Source organism: Solibacillus sp. FSL W8-0372 (genome assembly GCF_037969735.1).
In the GTDB taxonomy this organism is placed as follows: Bacteria; Bacillota; Bacilli; order Bacillales_A; family Planococcaceae; genus Solibacillus; species Solibacillus faecavium.
Genome location: NZ_CP150204.1, coordinates 1,436,577 through 1,455,125 on the forward strand (window position 1 = coordinate 1,436,577; position 18,549 = coordinate 1,455,125).

Below are 18,549 nucleotides of genomic sequence, written 5' to 3' on the forward strand. Positions count from 1 at the left end.
AGTACTAAACCGACGTTTGATAACATTTGTAGTTTCGACTTTTTAAATCCTATAATTACTGTTTTCTCCCCAATATCCAGATATCACGTTAGAGAAATTAGAATTTTTAATAAATAGGAGATATGCGTGAAGTTTAGCATTTACTCGTAATTTTTAGAATAAATTGTAATGTAAGGGTTTCCTTTTTTGTTCTGAATAGCTAAACTAGCAATATAGTATAAAAAAACAAGGAGGAATTTCATGAAGAAAAAATTATTTTTAGTTTCTGCTTTATCATTATCATTGGCACTTGCTGCTTGTAATGGGAGTGATGACAAAGAAAATGGGGGAACTGACGCAACTGAAGGTTTGGAAACAAACATCGTAACAATTGCCACAGGGGGCGCGAGTGGTCCTTATAATATCATTGGTACAACGCTTGCTGATCAATACGTGAAAGAGTTTGATGTAAACTCTCGTACGCAAACAACGGGCGCTTCTGTGGAAAATATTAATTTATTGGAGCAAGGGAAAGCTGAAATGGCATTTGTCATGAGTGACGCTTTGTCGCAAGCAATTAATGGAGAAGTGAGTTTTAAAGAACCTATTAAAAATGTATCTCAAATCGCAACATTGTATCCAAACGTCGTACAGATTATTACGAAAGAAGGATCGGGAATTAAAACAATTGAAGATTTAAAAGGAAAACGCATAGCTGTTGGAGATCAAAACTCAGGTGTAGAAATTAATGCCCGGGTATTACTGAATGGGCACGGGATTACATATGAGGATGTGAAAGTGGATTACTTAGGGTATGCGGAAGCAGCGGATGGCTTAAAAGCTGGAACAATTGATGCAGCCTTTTTAACGAGTGGCTTACCAAATGCTTCTGTCATGGAGTTAGCTGAAACAACAGGAATCCAATTAGTATCCGTAAACGCTGAAAAAGTAGCAGAAATTGCAAAAGAACATCCGTACTTTATTTCGTATGATATCGCAGTAGATACGTACAAAAATGAAGAAGCGATTACTACAGCGGCTGTACCAAACGCATTGGTTGTTCGTACGGATATGAGTGAAGATGATGTGTATGATTTAACGAAGAAATTCTTTGAAAGTATTCCTACTCTTCAAAATTCACATCAAGCTGCAAATGATATTACATTAGATGCTGCACAAGAAAGCGTTGTGGCACCAATTCACCCAGGTGCACAACGTTATTATGATGAGCAAAAGAAGTAAGAGCTTTACAATCGGAGGAGCGGTAGTAATCGCCCTCCTTTTCGCTTCTTTTTTCTTTAAATTTTCAGCAGTAACTGTTGAAGCGGATAATCAGATGTACTGGACTTGGCAAGATACTTTTGGACTGGCATGGATCCATTCGGTAGAAAAAGAGGAATGGGTGGAGTTTTATGAATTAAAAAATGATCAACTTCTTTTAACCCACACGTCATTTAAAACGTTCGGAGCGGGGGTCCCCAGCACACCGAATGACGGGAAAAATACGGTGCTTGAAAACGGCTATGTGACGATGGACATCAACAGAATGTTCCAATCTCTGCAATTAGTTGTATCTGAAAACGTACAAAGCACTCTTGTGTTAGAAGAAAAGGAAATTCCATTATATAAGCTGACAAAAAATTATGAAGTCGTTACCATTTCCGTAACGAAACTCTCTTTATGGGATATGGTATTTAAGGGGGTAAAGTTATGACAGAAGAAAAAAAAGAAAAGGTGTTAGCTGAAGAAATTTCGAGTGAAAAAGTGCAAGAAGTACTCGAAAAATACGATACTGATTCCAAAGTACGGAAATACAGTAACAAAAATTTAGTCATCCTGCTGAGTGTTTTAGGCATTCTGTATTCACTATTCCATTTGTATATTACGTTTAATCCGATTCCGACCCTGTTATTGCGTTCAGTTCATTTGCTTTTTGCTATGGGTCTTGTGTTTTTAATCTATCCAACCTTCAACAAACAACGAAGAGACAAAATTCCTTTTTATGACTGGATATTATTTGCTTTAAGTATTGGAGCTTGTGGCTACTTATTTGTAGAATATCAGGATATTGTTTCAACACGAGGCGGTATTCCGAACACGGTAGATATTATCGTTGCCATTATGGCTGTACTATTGGTACTGGAAACGGCAAGGCGTGTAACAGGATGGATTTTACCGATCTTGGCCTTGGTATTCCTAAGTTATCCATTCTTTAGTCACCAAGGATGGTTGCCACGAATGATGATGACACGAGAGTTTGACTTAGGTGATATTTTCGGTCAATTGTTCTTAAAAACGGAAGGATTATTTTCAACAGCCATTGGAGCTTCCGTGCAATTCATCTTCCTATTTATTTTGTTTGGTGCTTTTTTATCTAAATCCGGAATGGGTCAATTCTTTAACGATTTAGCACTTGCTTTAGCAGGACATAAACAAGGAGGACCTGCCAAAGTATCGGTTATCTCTAGTGCATTTATGGGGAGTATTAATGGATCCGCCGTTGCGAATGTTGTCGGAACAGGAGCATTTACTATTCCTTTAATGAAAAAAATTGGCTATAAAAAAGATTTCGCTGGAGCCGTTGAGGCAAGTGCCTCCATTGGTGGACAAATCCTGCCGCCTGTTATGGGAGCGAGTGCCTTCATTATGGCGGAAACTACAGGTATCAGTTACGGTACGATTGCACTTGCTGCCATCATCCCAGCACTTTTATACTTTTTAGGTGTAATCATGCAAGTACACTTTCGAGCAGGTCGTGATGGATTAAAAGGGATTCCAAAGCCAGACCTCCCGCGTGTAAAGGAAGTATTACTAGACAAAGGTCATTTAATCATTCCGCTTGTGGCGCTTGTGGCACTACTCGGTTCAGGAATGCCAGTTGCACATGCTGCCTTTTGGACGATTGTTTTAACGGTTGTTGTGGCAGCTGTGCGGAAGCATACACGTATGTCGTTTAAAGATATTTTGTTCGCGTTAGAAGACGGAGCACGTCAATCCCTTTCAACCGTTATTGCCTGTGGTGTCGTTGGTATTATTATCGGTGTAGTGAATTTGACAAGCTTTGGCTCAACTTTAACGTCTGCCATTACTACACTTGGTTCAGGTAGCTTATTTTTGACATTATTCCTTACGATGATTGCTTCAATTATTCTCGGAATGGGGCTTCCAAGTATTCCAGCATATATTATTACAGCAACGATGGTCGCACCTGCACTTGCGGATTTTGGAGTTCCGCTTTTAGTGGCGCATATGTTTGTGTTCTATTTCGGTATTTTTGCCAATATCACACCACCTGTCGCACTTGCTTCATTTGCTGCAGCAGGGCTTTCGGGAGGAAGTCCTATGAAAACTGGCGCCGTGTCCGTTCGCTTAGCACTCGCAGGATTTATTGTCCCGTATTTATTCGTATACGCTCCTGCGATGCTCTTAATTGATCCGACAGGACTACCAATGAACGCAACTGAATTTCCGTGGGCATCGATACCCGACATTTTATCAGTAACCGTTTCATCAATTTTGGGTGTAGTGGGGATTGGTGCGGCACTCGAGGGGTATTTCAAAACCTATATGAACGTAATCACCCGTATCATTTTAGCAGCAGGTGCATTATTACTCATAGTCCCTGAGTTCTATACGGATGTAGTTGGTGGTTTAATTGTAGTGGGCATTTTTGTATTTAATACGTTACAAAACACTAGAGAAGAAAACCTAGCAAAAGAAGTCGTTGAATAATATAAAGAAAACGTAAGATTCTCCAATTTTCAAAATAATAAAAGGAAAATGCGAAACTCTAGCATTTTCCTTTTTTATTTCAAATTTAAAAGATTTCAAAAGTAGTTCGGCTGTCATTATCATCTGTAATATAGGCTACATTTTCATATTTCGAAGCTATCGCCTGTTCGTACAATAGTGTAAGGACTTGCGGATCTTTTGCATAAATGGTTACATAGGAACAATCGACAAGTAAAAGTACAAATTCACATTGGCTGTTCAAAAAATCTTCATAAGTAGTAAAATCTCTCACATGAAGAGGATCAGGAAAAGCTTTTAAGTCCGCAAATAGTACATAATAATCGCTTTCAGAAATTCTTTTATAAAAAGCGTCTCCTGTATATACATGTGGTTTCGGGAATAGGGGGCTACCTAATTGATCATTTTCAATATAATAAGCCTCCTCACCACCAGTCTTCCAAAAATAATTTTTGAAATCGAAAGCATTTAATATGTCTAGCAAGTATTGTCCGTATCTGTTTGGAATCTCAAAAGATAGTCCTCTCATCTGAAATTCTTCCTCCTTCCCAATCTTCTAACATCACGGCAATGGTATGATGCATAATTTTATCTCCTCAGTTCAAGTAGTCTGCCTCACTATAGTAAGGGCCAAAGTCACTTTCATGTGTTACTACGTATGTCCAAGTAAAATGCTCGTCTACAATATAGACATCTTCTTCCTGTTCAAAATAAGTCGCTTTTAGTGTGTTTGCTCGTTCAATTAACAAAACTTCTGGTAATCGTTGATGAAACACGTAGCACTTTGGTTTCGTTTTCATATCAAAGGCTTTGTTAGCGGCTGTTTTTACAAAATGGGATTTTCGTTCATTGCTAAAAACATGCCATAAATAGCCACAGTAATAACGATCTCCGTAAAGATATAATTTTTCTTTTTCACTTTCATTTAAATGGTGAACGAAAGCATCTTCCCAGCATTTACGGAAATAGGGGGCAAAGTAGAGATATTCTTTAAATTTGATATTATTTTTTTCAAGCTGCTTGATTAATTGATCCATATATACCTCCAATGATTTGATATATGTTACTACCATTAAACCTGAAAATCAACTGGCTAGCCAGGGCGGAAATTTGGTTACTCCAGAATAGGATATGGAGAAAACCGTGATTTGAGTGAAGCACAGCATGATTACGGGCAATAAGTGCAATGATAAACAAGGATTATGAATATTTAGAAGGAATTCTTGCCCCTACAGTAAAACTTAATAAAGAGCATAATACGATTTTACGAGTTTACATTTGTTTGGAAAGAGAAGAGTGGGAATTATCTACTGGAATCAATTTATACTAATTAGGGTAATTTCAAATAACAAGAAAATGGTAACAGGAGGAAAAATGAAAAATATTAGAGGGCTTTTAATTTTAGTCATAAGTTTGCTTATGCTTTCTGGATGTAATGAGGATGAAAAGCAACCGGTTTCTACTACCAACACTGAAGAAATTAGTCTAGACAAAGAAACTGAAAAAGAATTATTAGCATTGACTGAAGAGATATTTTCGCTGTTGAAGGAGTCTAACTACGAAAAAGTAGCTGAAAAGGTTGATTCAGAACATGGAGTTACTTTTGCATTCTATGCGGATTTTGGGAATCCCGAAGGCTATGGAGGAGAATATGTAAACTTAACAAAGCAGGAGATAAGTAAAAGTAATGATACAAAGTATTTATGGGGAGCAGATGAATCAGATAAAGAATTTGAAATGTCCTTAGATGAATATGTTCAACAGTTCCTCTTACGAAGCTGGGGAAGAAGAGAAGTAGATTATAGTATTATTACATTCAATGAACCAGCAGAGAATTTTGCAGGTGTTTTTAATACCATCCATGATTATTATCCGGATGCTAAATACGTAGAATACTATTCGCCTGGAGAAACTGAGCATTTGTTCCAATCGCTGCGGTTCATTTACCAAGAAAGAGATGGAGACTGGTATCTTATAGGAATAGCTCGTGATGTAGCTACTTTATGACAAATTGAATGTAATGTTGCTTTAGGGAAATTCGTTGGCATGCATTTGGTGCGAGCTCCAAATGATGGCAAAATCGTATTTCTAGAGCGAGATAATATTAAACTAAATTCCAGATACAAGGAGTAAGCCTTTAATCTGGAATTTAGTTTCAAGCAAAAAATGGCCTATTTAGAAATCATCAAATCCTAAATTTACCGGCTCTAACGGCAGGTCTCCATCAGAACCAATCATATTTGTAGTGGGTACGGATTTCTCCACTTCTTCAAATTTAATCCCATCAATCCATGCTTCTCCTGCTCCAGAGAGTAAAAGTCCAAAATGAATAGAAGCACTATCTTCGGGTACATCCAGTACAATCGAGTAGTAATTCCAATCTGTCGTACCATGGATAGCGCGGTTGTCCATATTATCAAATTGGAGTAAATCACCGTTTTTAGAATCAATACGGCACCACGCACCACATTTCATCGCTTCCTTTGTTTTAATAAAGCAAGACATTTTGAAGCGTTTGCCGACCCAATTTTTTGCCGAAAAAGATTGCATCATTGTGCCAAATTGCCCCTCATCCATAGCTTCAGTGCAACCTAGATAACCGGATTTTGTTCCGGTATGAAATACTTCAGTATCTGCTTTCATCGTGTACGCTGCAGGATTAGTCCCGCTTAAAAGCCAGCCCTTTACTTCGTTTGTTGTCGTCATTTCCTGTTCCTCCGTTCGGATAATTGATTTCATTAGATTGCGGTATTTTCCAGGGGGCATATTGTATAGCTCTTTGAATGCTCTAGTAAATGCTTCTTGAGACTGGAAATGGCATTCAAGCGAAATTTCCATAATACTTAAATCGGAATGAAGCAGGAATAGAGAAGCCATTGCAAGACGCCTTTTCCGAATATACTCTCCGATCGTTAAGCCCGTTTCCTTTTTAAAACTTCTTGTTAAATGAAACTTAGAATAGCCGATTTTCTTTGCATAATCTTCTAGCTGCCAATGTTCCAAAAGATGATCCTCTAGTGTAGTAATGATATCCTGCACGATTAAACTATACATTGCTGTCCACCTCTAGAATTAGTATAACGGAGAAATGATTGATTTTTTTGATAATTATTGCGGTACGGGTTTTTTCGCTCAAAATGGATTCAGTATGTAACGTAGTGGTACATATAAAAAAATTATAAAATATTTAATTGTAATTAAAGTAAACGATGTTTACTTTTCGGTTTTTATCAGATAGAATTTTAGTTAAAAGGAGGATATTTAATGATTGAAATAGATAATAACGTGAAATATTCATTTGGAGATTTTTTGAATAAGCGAACAGCATTGAATGATTTAGACAATCCATTTCTCCAAAAGGTGTTACAAAATTTCACTGGCTCCGGATTTGAAGATCTAATTAACACGATAACCCCTTTTAGTGAAAAAGTATCGAATGATTGGAGAAAAGCTATTTCTGAATATGCCCGTCCTGAAAATCATCCGAAGATCCGCCATTTCGATGCTTTTAATAATCGAATTGATAGAATAATTCGACCGCAAGAGGCCGTGCAAGTAACAAAGGAAATTTTTAGTGAGGCTATGTTTTCTGAACAAAACGTAGGATATGCAGGAATTATTAAGCGCTATTTATTGCATAGCAATGGAGAAGCGGCGATTTCATGTCCTCTTGTATGTACTGATGGACTGATTGCTTTAATAGAGGCTTTTTATGATGAGGTGCCAGAAGAGGTGAAATACATTCATCAACATGTGAAAGAAGGTATTGATGGGGATTTTGGCATCGGTGCTCAATATATGACCGAAATGCAAGGGGGCTCTGACATACCGGCAAATGTTTTAAAAGCGGTCCCCGAAGGAGATATGTACAGATTATACGGGCATAAATTCTTTTGTTCTGCTGTTCATTCGGATTACGCGGTGGTCACAGCAAGAATTGAATCTACGGATCATGTTGCGACATTTATCGTTCCTTCATGGTTACCAGGTAATAAAGAAAAAGAAACTCGTAATCATTATGAAATTAATCGCTTGAAATGGAAAATTGGCACAAGTGAATTACCATCAGGAGAAATACAATACGACGGAGCACTTGCTTACAAAATAGGACCAGAAAATAAAGGTGTTGCTCTCGCAGTAAGTTTAGTATTAACGAGATCGCGATTAGATATTGGCTTTGGAAGCGGTGGGTTCTTAATGCGTGCTGCACGGGAAGCGAAATTATATGCATCGTTTAGAGATGTGTTTGGTAGAAAAATTGAACAGTTTCCAATGGCAGCTGCACAGTTAGCCGATTTAGAATATGCAGCAAAAAGGACCGTTGCAACAGCTTTCGAGGTTTATAAGAGATTTGAACAATTACAGAATGCTACAGAATTAGAAGCTTTCGCAATGCGCGAGCTTATATTACTACAAAAAATCTATACCTCCAAAGAAACAGTTGATAAATTACGATTGGCAATTTCTATATTTGGTGGTAATGGGGCTATTGAGGATTTCAATGATATCGCCAGATTATTTCGAGATAGCTTAGTAAATGAATTATGGGAAGGACCTCGTAATGTGTTATTAGCTCAAATGTACCGAGATTTACTAAAGTCGCAGTGGTCGATAGAAGATGTGTTAAAGCAGATGTTTCCGCAACTTTCAAAGGGTGAAATAACTGAATGTTCAGATGAAATAAAGGAGATAGCTTCGATTAATTTAGTGGATTTTCCGAATTCAGAAAATATGAAAGCTGCTCGTAGATGGGAAGCATTGTGGGAAGAATTATTTGTTTCATATCAAGAATATGTTACAAAGCCATTTGAGGATTTACCAATCTTATAATTTAAGGGGATGGGATTATGAATATTGGACAAGTTTTAGCAAGTCGTGCAGCATTATTAGGAGAAAAAGTAGGATTTATTCATAATGAGAAGCAGATTACTTTTGCAGAAATGAATATGCGAGCAAATAGTTTTTCACAATTTTTACAACAAGAAGGTTTTAAAGCAGGGGATAAGATTGCGTTACTTTGTAAAAATAATGAGCATGTTATTACAGCATTTTTTGGAGCTGCAAAATTAGGCATTGTAACAGTAATTTTAAATTATCGATTACAAGCAGCAGAACTTCAGTATATTGTAGAGCATAGCGATACAAAATTACTCATTCATGATGAAGTGTTTAAAGAAGTTACTTCTCAATTAGAGGTGACGGCAATTGGTACAGATGAGCTTCAGAAGCTTTATAAGATAACAGCACAAGAGCCTTTATATGTAACAGCTGATCATGAACCGATTTTAATAATGTATACGTCAGGTACTACAGGAAAACCAAAAGGTGCTTTACTTTCTCATATTAATTTACAGGCTGCTTCAATTGGTCTTAGCCATACAATTGATTGGTGGGAGCAAGACCGTTTCTTAATGGTAGCGCCTTTCTTCCATATAGGAGGCTTTGCGCCTTTGGTAACTAATATTCATGTAGGGGCCACTATGATTTTAATGGAAGATTTCCATCCAGTTGACGCATGGAATGCAATTCAAAAACATCGAATTACAACAATGATGACTGTTCCCGCGATGTTGTCATTCATGCTACAAACCTATCCGATGGTAAAGCCGGATGTATCTTCATTACGTAATATTTCTTGTGGGGCATCAGTTGTTCCGACATCGCTTATTCTAGGTTTTAGGCAGCTAGGTGTACCGATTCAGCAAGTGTACGGTGTAACAGAGTTTACAGGTGGTGTGTCGTTCTGGAAGGAGACACAGAATAAAGAGAAATTTACGTCAATGGGAAAACCAGTGATGCAATGTGGTATTCGCATTGTTGATATTGAAACAAAGGAACCAGTGTCTACTGGAACAATCGGGGAAATAGTTCTGAGTGGTCCACAAGTGTTTGTTGGTTATTACAAAAACATTGAGAGTTACAATCAAACCGTTCGGAATGGCGAACTGTTCACAGGGGATGTAGGTTATTTTGATGAGGACGGTTTCTTATATGTAGTGGATCGCTTAAAAGATATGATTATCAGCGGTGGTGAAAACATTTATTCTGCAGAGCTCGAATTGACATTAGCACAGCATGAGGCAGTACTTGAAGTAGCTGTAGTAGGTGTTCCTAATGAGCGTTGGGGTGAAGTTCCTCGTGCATACGTTGTCTTAAAAGAAAATCATTCTGTAACAGAAGATGAAATCATTGAATTCTGTAAAGAAAGGCTTGCCTCTTATAAATGTGTAAAAGAAGTAAGTTTTATAGAGCAATTACCTCGGAATGCAGTTGGGAAAATTCTTAAAAACCATTTAAAAGTAGCAAATCCAGTTTAATTTTTTTTATAGGGTGATAGGGTATTAAGCCACTATCACCTTGTTTTATAATCTTTTTTTTAATTGCATAATATAATAGTCAGCGAGCCTTTGGATAGCATCAAAATTAGTTTCATCATTTCGATCTGGTATTTTCTTATATGAAATAATTAAACCGTTTAATGTAGAAAATAATAATTGTGCTTCGATTTTTGCGTTTTCCCCTGCTATCATATTTTCGAGTAAATCCAGGAAATAATTAATTTCATTTGAAATCGGCAATATATTTTTTTCGTTCTCTTTATCTAATGAAAAATAGGTCATAATTTCAAATAATACTTCAGAAATTAACATGTGATGTAAATATGTTTTGACCAATGCTTCCAATGTTTCGGCAGTTTGTAATACATTTATTAGCTCCTGACTTGCAGACTGCATTGCAGCATAATATAAATCTTCCTGGGTATCGTAATATTTATAAATAGATGCTGGTGAAATGCCGGCAGCTTTTGCAATTTGACGGATTGTTACATTTTTGAAGGATTGCTTACTAAATAATTTTATGGACTCTTTTAATATATTTTGTTTTGTAAGTTCACCTTTTGTCTTCATATTTTCTCCTTTAGGAATAATAGTTAATAAATTCATTATATCGATTAATATCGAATATCTAAAGGGGGTGAGAAGATCTTGGAGTCCTTTTCATTCGAAATAGCCAAAAGGGTCAATCGCATCAGTAATTAGAACGATTTTTTAATTCCAATAAAAATAAAGCCCATGCCCATCCGTATTTTTCAATACTTTTAAGTTAGTTGTCTCATTCGAATTGATATAATCCACATGTAAATGTTGATCGTACATATTATTATAAACATGGTAAATCGGTGTTTTGCTGCTTAAATTATTGATCATTGATAATAAGTCTTCCTTTAATTCTAAAGGGAACTGATTAGCAACATGCGTATGAAAAATGACAATTTGTGTTTCTTCATTTAGTTCGCCAATATACTGTGGAATCAACTTTCTGAAATCACCTTCTAATAAAGTTTTCTCACAGTTTAAATGGATTTCGCGCGCCTTTTTTAAATTTTCTTTTCGTTGCTGTTGCTCTGGCCAAATTAAGCATTGGAGCCAATAATAGTCGTCTTCCTCTTTTAAGTCGATAATGTTTAAGTCAATTCCTAAGCGGTTTTTAATTTCAAACGTATCTATCCCGATTAAAGTATCTCCTAAATTCTTCGCGTGTATCTGAAGGGAACTTCCTTTAGCTCCATAATGAATAGGATCAGATTGATGAATTTCATATTGATAATAATCAAGGTTTAATAATAATCCTGCACTTGTTCCAATCTCAATAAGTGTTAATGGTTTGTTACTTCGTTTAAAAACTTCATGGAAAATGGGGTACAGGTAGGCTGCTCGTTGAACCTCATTTGTTTGCACTTTTTTCGTTTGGAATAATTGAATTAACTCGTGTTTATTTTCCTTACAGAAATCCTTTAATAAATGAAAGTTCGTTTCGAATTCGGTTTCTTCCAGGTGAAGAAAACAGTGAGCTAATGGTCGTCTTGATCTTAATGCTAAATATTGCACCGAAGCAAAAAAGAGATTTGGTTTCGGTTGTGTCTTGGGAATATGCTCGATTAAATCCAGCAGAAAATCATCCTGAACGATGCGATGGCACCAAAATTCATATAGAGGGCTGTTATCTTTTGCTTCCATTTCTGCAAAGCGTTTAAAAGTTGAGATATTTTGATTTTTTCCCATGTTCATACCTTCTTTCTTTTAAGTGACTTTATCGTATAATAAAAGTTAAATTAACTGAATTAATAAAAATTAATAAAATTGATTAATATTATTAATTAGAAGAAGGTGAATCATGGAGTTAAAATGGTTGAAAACTTTCGTGACAGTTTATGAGTGCGGCAATTTTAGGGTAGCTGCTGAAAAGTTATTTATTTCGCAACCAAGCATTTCCGTACATATAAAATTATTGGAAGAAGATTTAAAGGTACCTCTCTTTGTGAGAAATCATACACAAATTCAACTTACAAGAGAAGGAGATTATTTTTATCCTTTAGCGAAAGAGATTTTAGAGAAGGTTAATGAAAATAAAAAGTTATTATTAACGTATTCAAATTCTGAAAAGATCCAATTATCCATTGCGCTGTCTCCAATATTGGTAACAACAAAACTACCAGAAATTTTGTATGAATTTATGTCCCATTTTACAAACTACGAGCTTGATATCGTAATAGAAGAATCACATGATATAGATGTTTTAATTCGCTTACAAACGGTTCACCTTGCGATAGGTACAAGCAACAGTAAGTTTAAAGATATTCATGCAGAAAAATTACAAACAAGTCCACTTGTTTTAGCTTACTCACCTTCATTCAAAGATGAAGATAAAAAAATATCTATTATCTTGTCAGAACTATTAAAGGGTTATCCAATGTTTGTAGGCTATTTGGAGGGAATAGAGCCGCTATTAACACTAATTGAACAAGAGCACAAAATTGCCCGGAAAAATACAATAAAAGAAAGCAATATCGTGAAACAACTAGTATTAGGCGGTTTAGGAATTGGGTTTTTACCTAAGTTTCTCATAGAAGAAGAACTGGCAGAGGGGAGATTAAAAATTTTAGAATTAAAACCGCATATGCATTTGTTTCCTGTAGAAATTTATATGAAGCACGTTCGAGAGAGCGAGCAATTATTGCCTTTATTAAACTTTATTAGAAAAAAATATAATTCGAATTTTTAACAGCACCAATTAAAAAGCCTTTAAAGTTTGTTTTCAGTATTTAGTGGATAAATGTTAGGTCACTGGACAGGCATGCGCCAATATCGGATTGAATACATTTATCTTGATTTGTTTAGTTTATTAAAGCATTTAAATTTTAGGGCAGCAGCGCTCGCTTAGATCATGTGCCCCCCTAATAATGCTATACTTATAAATAATTTTTATCTTTTGTAAATTGAATTGCGTAAGGAGATAAATAGCGGAAGGAATTTCCGTTATTTCGAAAATGACATAAAAAATAGTCGAAATAAGGGAAGAAAATTCCGCTATTGACCTAAAAGACGTGAAATATCGGGATTTTATTTGAAATAACGGAAAAACGTTCCCTTATTTATCCCGAAATGAGCTACATCCTTCGAATAACGGTAAAATCTTCCCTTATTTTAGGCGGGCACTATACGTTATGGTGATGAACGCATTTTGTTTTAAAGGAGACTGAACATGACGGAACATATACACATACAGCATTTAATGGAAAAATGCGTTCTACATGAAACAATCGATAGTCTTCATTTTTGGGGACCTGCCATACAGCTTTCAACAAGCAATAGTCGCTATGATGAAGTGACACTTCGAATTGAGGGAACGTTTAAGTTGACGCAAAATGGTGAGACAACCGTTGTGAAACGAGAGGCGAAAGATAAATTATTGTATTTGACTGCACTCGCTCGTCAGAAAATTTCGTTAGTTCAATTACTACTACCGAACAATCTTTGCCTTCAATTTGTATCAGGAATGCAGCTAGAAGTGATTGGAGATAATGATCAATTTGAGGGCTGGCAATTACAGGCGCAAGTGGACGATGATGTTGTATTAATCGTTGCAGGACCTGGTGAGCAATTGTCGTTATTTGAATAAAAAGCTGCCATCAAGTCGTAGCATAGAGCACGTCGGATGACCAAGTTTGCGATTGCATTCAAGTGAAAGGGAAGGGTTGCCAGTATGAAGTTTGTTCCGTATAAAAATAACGTACGATCTTTGAAATTAGACGACAGCTTTTCCGCTTACGAAATCGTGAGCGAACAGCAAACACCGATTGTTATGCAAACGTTCGCACATAGTCGTTGGACGTTCCCGATGACGCTTTATTTTGGATCGTATTCGTTTGAAAAAGATGAGATTTTGAACGCGCCTTACCCAGTCAAAGAAATGGCAACGATTAAAAAAATTATTCGTTTCTCAACGAAAGGCTTTCACCGGGAGTACTTACCCGCATTTGTCCTGCAAATCGAAAATGAAGAAATGCTCGAGCATGCGTTGGAGGAGTTTTTCTATGTTGCCGAGCAAAATTTGTTTTTTGCGTTAACGAATGAGCCAAGTCTAACGTATAAAGGCTATCACGTCACGACGACGAGTGAAACGGTGGAAATTATATTCGCAGATTATGACGGACAGGCGGCGATTTTTTTGATTAACAGTAAGAAGGATCTTTATGAGTAAAATTATTGAACCATTTATCATAGGTCAGTCAAAACAGAACGAGCAGAAGTAGAGATACGTTAATATTATGATGCACATGGATCATGATGAAGGAAAGTTGTGTTCGGGTACGTTTTATGGTGACGTAGTCGACACGAAGAAGCTTTCATTTTTATCCAACCTTACCAACTGGGGCACATATTCAATTTGTCGATGCGTTTACAGGAGTGGTTTACTGGTTTGATAATCGGTAAAGGGAGGTGAGGACAAGATGGAACAATTTATTCTAAATGGACAAATTGTGAATGTGGATGTTCAGAAGACAAAAGATTTATATAAGGAACTTCCTTTAGTTTCTGAAAAAGAACATTGTGGTTGTTCAGATTGTGCTTACTATGCAAAAGCAATTGTTCATACCACTCCAGCAATCCAACAGTTTTTTGAACAATTCGGCTTAGATCCTAGGAAAGAAGCTGAAGTATGGAGAGCTTGCAAAAATGATGACGGTACCTATTATTATGTAGCAGATTATCATTTTATTGGCGAAATCCCTAATGTTAGAGAATTAGATTGGATTGACATAGATGATGCGTCATTCGGTTTAACAAATCATACTGGAAGTTTGACTTCTCCAATGATTCCCGAAACGTTTACTCCACCTATTATTGAGATGGCTGTAAAAATTAATTTGCGCTCTGATATTTAGAGAACAGCAGACGTATAGAGATTCCTAAACACGTAGAGGATGCTATTAATTGTAGAATCATCGCTTAAATAATTCCCGGGGAGATTAAAGTCAGATGCAATAGTCTTTGTGAGTCCTACTTATTAAATTTTATTTGAGAAAAATATAATTCGAATTTTTAATAGCACCAATTAAAAAGCCCCTTCTAATATAGAAGGGGGGAAATCTTAAGGCACCCGTATTAAACTTCCTTTACCCTTGCATGAATCACCATCGAAATACTATTTGCATCAAAGACTGCTTTTGTCCAGGAACCATAAATATGAATTAGTTCAAATCCATGCTGTTCTAGAAGCCGTTTCATTTCTAATGGATATGTATATCTTAAATTAATACTATCTCTATATTCATTTTGTGTAGATGTATAGGTGGAAGTACAATGCAATATTTGTGTTAAAGGATCATATTTTTCCTTGTTGACGACGTGGAATGTTTCACCATTTTTCACTATAGATTCCTCAGAAATTTCATCTTTCGCAAGTTCATGAAGAATCGGATTTCGCGTATCGAATAGAAATTCTCCACCTGGATTTAAATGCTTTTTGACTGATTTAAAAAGAGCATCCTGGCTTTCGTTCGTTAGGAAATGTTGAAATGAATTACCGGTCATATAAATAAAATTTGATTTAATTGGTAAGTTCAATTGTGTGCAGTCTTGTACACTTAACTGAATGTCAACATCTTCGCTAAGGGCCTTTTTCCGTGCAAAATCCAGCATACCTTGATCAATATCAACACCATAAACCGTATGACCTTTTTTAGCTAATGGGATGGCCAAGCGTCCTGTTCCACAAGCAAGTTCAATGATGGAGCTTTTGTTTTCTCCTAAATGAGCGTCGATAAAATCTAAATCTGCTGTGTAATTTTTATAAGTCTCGTCATATTCTTCCGGTAGTTTGTATTTAGAGAGATTATCACTGAATTCATTTATTAACATATAAGTTACCTCGCAATTTTGGTTAAGTTGAAAAGCCGTCTATCATTAAAATGACAAACGGGCTTAAAGAAGTCATCACTTAAATATATCGGTTAACGCCCGGCCATCTGTATTAGGTAAATCAAGATTTAATATATGTGCAATTGTAGGGCCAATGTCGACAACACTTACTTCACCAATATCAGTGCCGGCAATGACCTGATTACCTGAAATAATTAAATTACTTGTATAATTCGCTTTAGATGGTAAATAACCATGTGTGGCGTATTTTTTACCTTGTGCATGTAAATCAACGACCGCTTCCTGTAAATGGTCATCCTCAAAAGAGTAGCCTTCCTTTGCTTCAATCATATAACGGAATTGATTATTTACGTGAAGTTCGTTCAGCTCTTGTGTACTTAAAATGGCTTCTATGCCATAGGATTCATGTTGCTTTGCATCATGTAAAATGGAAAGAGCAATTCTTTCTGCCTCGGAATCTCCTGGTTGCACATGCAAATAGGCTGCGCCACCAGCACCTTGCACATAAGCTCGCCAATGCCATGCTCCATGCTGCTCATAAATTAGACCCTCGTCATAAAATAATCGATTTAAATACACTTTATATTGAACATCCAACTGGCTATGATCCCCAACAATTATAAAAGTCGTTTCATCATAAATGCCGGCATCCTTGGTCGCCTGAACTAAATCACCAATACGCCGATCCATACGATCAATAACTTCTTCAATATGTGCTCCTTGTGTACCGTGCAAGTGCTTCGAATCATCCAAATCGATTAAATGCATAAGCAGTAAATTTGGCTTTTTCTTTTTAATCGTATCGACTGCACAAACTGTTGTGAAATCATCCAAATAAGGCTGGTTGATTCCTTGTCTGATTTTGCCGTATTTTAATTCCATCTGGAGCGTGAATAATTTACTTCCGCTTTTTAAAATTTTCAATGCCTGGTTTTCATTTTTGACTGCTTTAATTTCAGGAATATTGTAATCGATTTGTGCTTTTCCTGTTACTGGCCATAATAATCCTGCTGTTGTAAGACCCTTTTTATGAGCGGCCTCATACACAGTTGGCGCTTGAATATCCTTCCGGAACCAATGCCAGTTTTGTTCGCTTTCAGGCACGAAAGGCTGGAACGGATTATTATGAAATACACCGTGTTTATCTGGATACATACCTGTCACATACGAACTGTGAATAACATAGGTGAGGGTTGGATACACACTTTTCACTAAATTTGTGGAAGCACCATTTTCAATTAACTTTGCTAAATTCGGTTTCGACTTTGCACTTTCCCAGTTATCGATGGAAAAAGCGTCATACGAAACGACGATGACATATTTATTTTTTTGCGTCATATAATCACCTTACTGTTCTTGTTTGTTGACCTACATCTTTTGGAAGCATGAGGAACACGATGAGACCGATAATGAATAATGGAATAATTGATAAAATACTATATCTTGCTTCACCTGTTAATGTAGTTGTCAATGCCATTAAAAAGGGACCGATAATCGCTGCGAACTTTCCGAAAATATTATAAAAGCCGAAAAATTCGTTCGAGCGTTCCTTCGGTATAATTTTTCCATAGTACGAACGGCTAAGGGCCTGAATTCCGCCTTGTGCAGAGCCAATCATAATCCCCAGTACAAAGATATGCCACATTTCAGATATAAAAAATGCTGCAATACATACAACCATATATGTCGTAATACCAGCGATAATCATCGAGCGTGTCGAATATTTTTTAGCAAGGGAACCATAAAGCAGGGCAAACGGAAAAGCAACAATTTGAATAACGAGTAAAATGCCTAATAGCATAAATGTATTTAAACTATCTGGTCCTAAAACGCTCGTTGCATAAGGTACAACCATTTTAATAATTGTATCGACACCATCGATATAGCAGAAATAGGCGATTAAAAATAAGAATACGATTTTATAATCTTTAATGTTTAAAAACGTCTGACCTAATCGTTTAAAGCTTTGGCCAACCGGATTTGGTTCTGGTTCGATATAATGACGCTGCCTTACATCACGAATCATCGGGATTGTCAGTAATCCCCACCATAATGCCGTAATACAAAACCCAATTTGATAGCCAATCGCTTCATCCATTCCCATTACGAAAATAACGGCTAAACTAATTCCAAAAGGGATTACACTTGAAATATAGCCGAATGCAAAACCGGATGAGGATACTTTATCCATCTTTTCATCCGTCGTAACATCAACTAAGAAAGAATCATAGAAAATATTTGCTCCGGCAAAACCAATGCAGGATAAAATGTACATGACGATTAATAGCTGCCATTGTCCACTTTCAGGTGAAATAAATGTAAAGGAAAGAGTAGAAATAATACCGACTAATGCAAAAAATGTGAAGAAACGTTTTTTCTTATCTTTGTAATCTGCAAATGCTCCTAAAATGGGGCTAAGTACAGCAACAAATATACTGGCAAGTGAATTAAAGTACCCCAAGTCCATATTATTGACCCCATTAAACATACCAAAGACAATTGGAAACAGGGCAGTAGTAATAGCTATTGAATAAGCTGAATTCCCACAATCGTACAATATCCACGATTTCTCTTCTTTCGTAAGCTTCACTTGAAT

At 36.4% G+C, this 18,549-nt stretch carries 18 protein-coding genes; 10 read left to right on the forward strand and 8 right to left on the reverse strand.

Annotated elements, in window-relative coordinates:
* Nucleotides 1–240: 240 nt before the first annotated feature.
* From MKY13_RS06975 to MKY13_RS06985, 3 genes are read left to right on the forward strand one after another with little or no spacing between them, the layout of a single operon-like run.
* Nucleotides 241–1,221: a TAXI family TRAP transporter solute-binding subunit gene (locus MKY13_RS06975; protein WP_339215998.1), complete on the forward strand. Its 981-nt coding sequence runs from the start codon at nucleotides 241–243 to the stop codon at nucleotides 1,219–1,221.
* A complete protein-coding gene (locus tag MKY13_RS06980) occupies nucleotides 1,202–1,693 on the forward strand; it encodes a DUF1850 domain-containing protein (RefSeq protein WP_339216000.1) in 492 nt (163 codons plus the stop codon). The genes MKY13_RS06975 and MKY13_RS06980 overlap by 20 nt, the downstream gene beginning before the upstream one ends.
* Nucleotides 1,690–3,711, forward strand: coding sequence for a TRAP transporter permease (locus MKY13_RS06985; protein WP_339216002.1), 2,022 nt, complete (start codon nucleotides 1,690–1,692; stop codon nucleotides 3,709–3,711). The genes MKY13_RS06980 and MKY13_RS06985 overlap by 4 nt, the downstream gene beginning before the upstream one ends.
* 85 nt (nucleotides 3,712–3,796) lie before the next feature.
* Here the strand turns inward: MKY13_RS06985 and MKY13_RS06990 are convergent, their stop codons facing one another.
* Together MKY13_RS06990 and MKY13_RS06995 are read right to left on the reverse strand one after the other, a co-directional pair.
* A complete protein-coding gene (locus tag MKY13_RS06990) occupies nucleotides 3,797–4,258 on the reverse strand; it encodes a DUF2691 family protein (protein WP_191703047.1) in 462 nt (153 codons plus the stop codon).
* Nucleotides 4,259–4,325: 67 nt separating this feature from the next.
* The gene (locus MKY13_RS06995; RefSeq protein ID WP_339216005.1) at nucleotides 4,326–4,766 is read right to left on the reverse strand and encodes a DUF4275 family protein; all 441 of its coding nucleotides are present in this window, start codon (nucleotides 4,764–4,766) and stop codon (nucleotides 4,326–4,328) included.
* A 337-nt stretch (nucleotides 4,767–5,103) separates the two neighbouring features.
* On the opposite strand from MKY13_RS06995, the gene MKY13_RS07000 reads away from it, so the two are divergent.
* Nucleotides 5,104–5,736, forward strand: a complete 633-nt coding sequence (locus MKY13_RS07000) for a hypothetical protein (protein ID WP_339216007.1) — start codon at nucleotides 5,104–5,106, stop codon at nucleotides 5,734–5,736.
* A gap of 168 nt (nucleotides 5,737–5,904) precedes the next feature.
* Here the strand turns inward: MKY13_RS07000 and MKY13_RS07005 are convergent, their stop codons facing one another.
* Complete coding sequence (locus MKY13_RS07005; protein WP_339216009.1) at nucleotides 5,905–6,783, reverse strand: AraC family transcriptional regulator; 879 nt, start codon at nucleotides 6,781–6,783, stop codon at nucleotides 5,905–5,907.
* 210 nt (nucleotides 6,784–6,993) lie between these two features.
* Here MKY13_RS07005 and MKY13_RS07010 point away from each other — a divergent pair, with 210 nt between their 5' ends.
* Together MKY13_RS07010 and MKY13_RS07015 are read left to right on the forward strand one after the other, a co-directional pair.
* Nucleotides 6,994–8,559: an acyl-CoA dehydrogenase family protein gene (locus MKY13_RS07010; protein ID WP_339216011.1), complete on the forward strand. Its 1,566-nt coding sequence runs from the start codon at nucleotides 6,994–6,996 to the stop codon at nucleotides 8,557–8,559.
* Nucleotides 8,560–8,576: 17 nt separating this feature from the next.
* Nucleotides 8,577–10,046 carry an AMP-binding protein gene (locus MKY13_RS07015; RefSeq protein WP_339216013.1) on the forward strand — a complete coding sequence of 490 codons (1,470 nt, stop codon included), beginning with the start codon at nucleotides 8,577–8,579 and terminating at the stop codon, nucleotides 10,044–10,046.
* A 45-nt stretch (nucleotides 10,047–10,091) separates the two neighbouring features.
* Here the strand turns inward: MKY13_RS07015 and MKY13_RS07020 are convergent, their stop codons facing one another.
* A complete protein-coding gene (locus MKY13_RS07020; protein ID WP_191703053.1) occupies nucleotides 10,092–10,637 on the reverse strand; it encodes a TetR/AcrR family transcriptional regulator in 546 nt (181 codons plus the stop codon).
* A gap of 141 nt (nucleotides 10,638–10,778) precedes the next feature.
* Nucleotides 10,779–11,792, reverse strand: coding sequence for a DUF2332 domain-containing protein (locus tag MKY13_RS07025; RefSeq protein WP_339216016.1), 1,014 nt, complete (start codon nucleotides 11,790–11,792; stop codon nucleotides 10,779–10,781).
* Nucleotides 11,793–11,904: 112 nt separating this feature from the next.
* On the opposite strand from MKY13_RS07025, the gene MKY13_RS07030 reads away from it, so the two are divergent.
* The 4 genes from MKY13_RS07030 (at nucleotide 11,905) to MKY13_RS07045 (ending at nucleotide 14,956) form a co-directional block, all read left to right on the forward strand.
* Complete coding sequence (locus tag MKY13_RS07030; protein WP_191703055.1) at nucleotides 11,905–12,792, forward strand: LysR family transcriptional regulator; 888 nt, start codon at nucleotides 11,905–11,907, stop codon at nucleotides 12,790–12,792.
* A gap of 480 nt (nucleotides 12,793–13,272) precedes the next feature.
* Nucleotides 13,273–13,689 (forward strand): DUF6188 family protein, encoded by a 417-nt coding sequence (locus MKY13_RS07035; protein WP_191703056.1) that lies wholly within the window; start codon nucleotides 13,273–13,275, stop codon nucleotides 13,687–13,689.
* An 84-nt stretch (nucleotides 13,690–13,773) separates the two neighbouring features.
* Nucleotides 13,774–14,271 carry a hypothetical protein gene (locus MKY13_RS07040; RefSeq protein ID WP_339216019.1) on the forward strand — a complete coding sequence of 166 codons (498 nt, stop codon included), beginning with the start codon at nucleotides 13,774–13,776 and terminating at the stop codon, nucleotides 14,269–14,271.
* A gap of 250 nt (nucleotides 14,272–14,521) precedes the next feature.
* Nucleotides 14,522–14,956, forward strand: a complete 435-nt coding sequence (locus MKY13_RS07045; protein ID WP_191703059.1) for a hypothetical protein — start codon at nucleotides 14,522–14,524, stop codon at nucleotides 14,954–14,956.
* 220 nt (nucleotides 14,957–15,176) lie between these two features.
* Here MKY13_RS07045 and MKY13_RS07050 read toward each other — a convergent pair whose 3' ends face one another.
* From MKY13_RS07050 to MKY13_RS07060, 3 genes are all read right to left on the reverse strand, one after another.
* Nucleotides 15,177–15,932, reverse strand: a complete 756-nt coding sequence (locus tag MKY13_RS07050; protein ID WP_339216021.1) for a class I SAM-dependent methyltransferase — start codon at nucleotides 15,930–15,932, stop codon at nucleotides 15,177–15,179.
* A 75-nt stretch (nucleotides 15,933–16,007) separates the two neighbouring features.
* Nucleotides 16,008–17,291: an alkaline phosphatase family protein gene (locus tag MKY13_RS07055; RefSeq protein ID WP_339216023.1), complete on the reverse strand. Its 1,284-nt coding sequence runs from the start codon at nucleotides 17,289–17,291 to the stop codon at nucleotides 16,008–16,010.
* Nucleotides 17,292–17,295: 4 nt separating this feature from the next.
* On the reverse strand, nucleotides 17,296–18,543 hold the full coding sequence (locus MKY13_RS07060) for an MFS transporter (RefSeq protein WP_191703062.1): 1,248 nt from the start codon (nucleotides 18,541–18,543) through the stop codon (nucleotides 17,296–17,298).
* Nucleotides 18,544–18,549 lie beyond the last annotated feature (6 nt).

Coding starts and splice junctions, on each gene's coding strand:
- MKY13_RS07040 (WP_339216019.1), top strand. CDS start 13,774: ATGAAGTTTGTTCCGTATAAAAATAACGTACGATCTTTGAAATTAGAC.
- MKY13_RS06975 (WP_339215998.1), top strand. CDS start 241: ATGAAGAAAAAATTATTTTTAGTTTCTGCTTTATCATTATCATTGGCA.
- MKY13_RS07030 (WP_191703055.1), top strand. CDS start 11,905: ATGGAGTTAAAATGGTTGAAAACTTTCGTGACAGTTTATGAGTGCGGC.
- MKY13_RS07005 (WP_339216009.1), bottom strand. CDS start 6,783: ATGTATAGTTTAATCGTGCAGGATATCATTACTACACTAGAGGATCAT.
- MKY13_RS07000 (WP_339216007.1), top strand. CDS start 5,104: ATGAAAAATATTAGAGGGCTTTTAATTTTAGTCATAAGTTTGCTTATG.
- MKY13_RS07015 (WP_339216013.1), top strand. CDS start 8,577: ATGAATATTGGACAAGTTTTAGCAAGTCGTGCAGCATTATTAGGAGAA.
- MKY13_RS07025 (WP_339216016.1), bottom strand. CDS start 11,792: ATGGGAAAAAATCAAAATATCTCAACTTTTAAACGCTTTGCAGAAATG.
- MKY13_RS07020 (WP_191703053.1), bottom strand. CDS start 10,637: ATGAAGACAAAAGGTGAACTTACAAAACAAAATATATTAAAAGAGTCC.
- MKY13_RS06985 (WP_339216002.1), top strand. CDS start 1,690: ATGACAGAAGAAAAAAAAGAAAAGGTGTTAGCTGAAGAAATTTCGAGT.
- MKY13_RS06980 (WP_339216000.1), top strand. CDS start 1,202: ATGATGAGCAAAAGAAGTAAGAGCTTTACAATCGGAGGAGCGGTAGTA.
- MKY13_RS07050 (WP_339216021.1), bottom strand. CDS start 15,932: ATGTTAATAAATGAATTCAGTGATAATCTCTCTAAATACAAACTACCG.
- MKY13_RS07055 (WP_339216023.1), bottom strand. CDS start 17,291: ATGACGCAAAAAAATAAATATGTCATCGTCGTTTCGTATGACGCTTTT.
- MKY13_RS06990 (WP_191703047.1), bottom strand. CDS start 4,258: ATGAGAGGACTATCTTTTGAGATTCCAAACAGATACGGACAATACTTG.
- MKY13_RS07010 (WP_339216011.1), top strand. CDS start 6,994: ATGATTGAAATAGATAATAACGTGAAATATTCATTTGGAGATTTTTTG.
- MKY13_RS06995 (WP_339216005.1), bottom strand. CDS start 4,766: ATGGATCAATTAATCAAGCAGCTTGAAAAAAATAATATCAAATTTAAA.
- MKY13_RS07045 (WP_191703059.1), top strand. CDS start 14,522: ATGGAACAATTTATTCTAAATGGACAAATTGTGAATGTGGATGTTCAG.
- MKY13_RS07035 (WP_191703056.1), top strand. CDS start 13,273: ATGACGGAACATATACACATACAGCATTTAATGGAAAAATGCGTTCTA.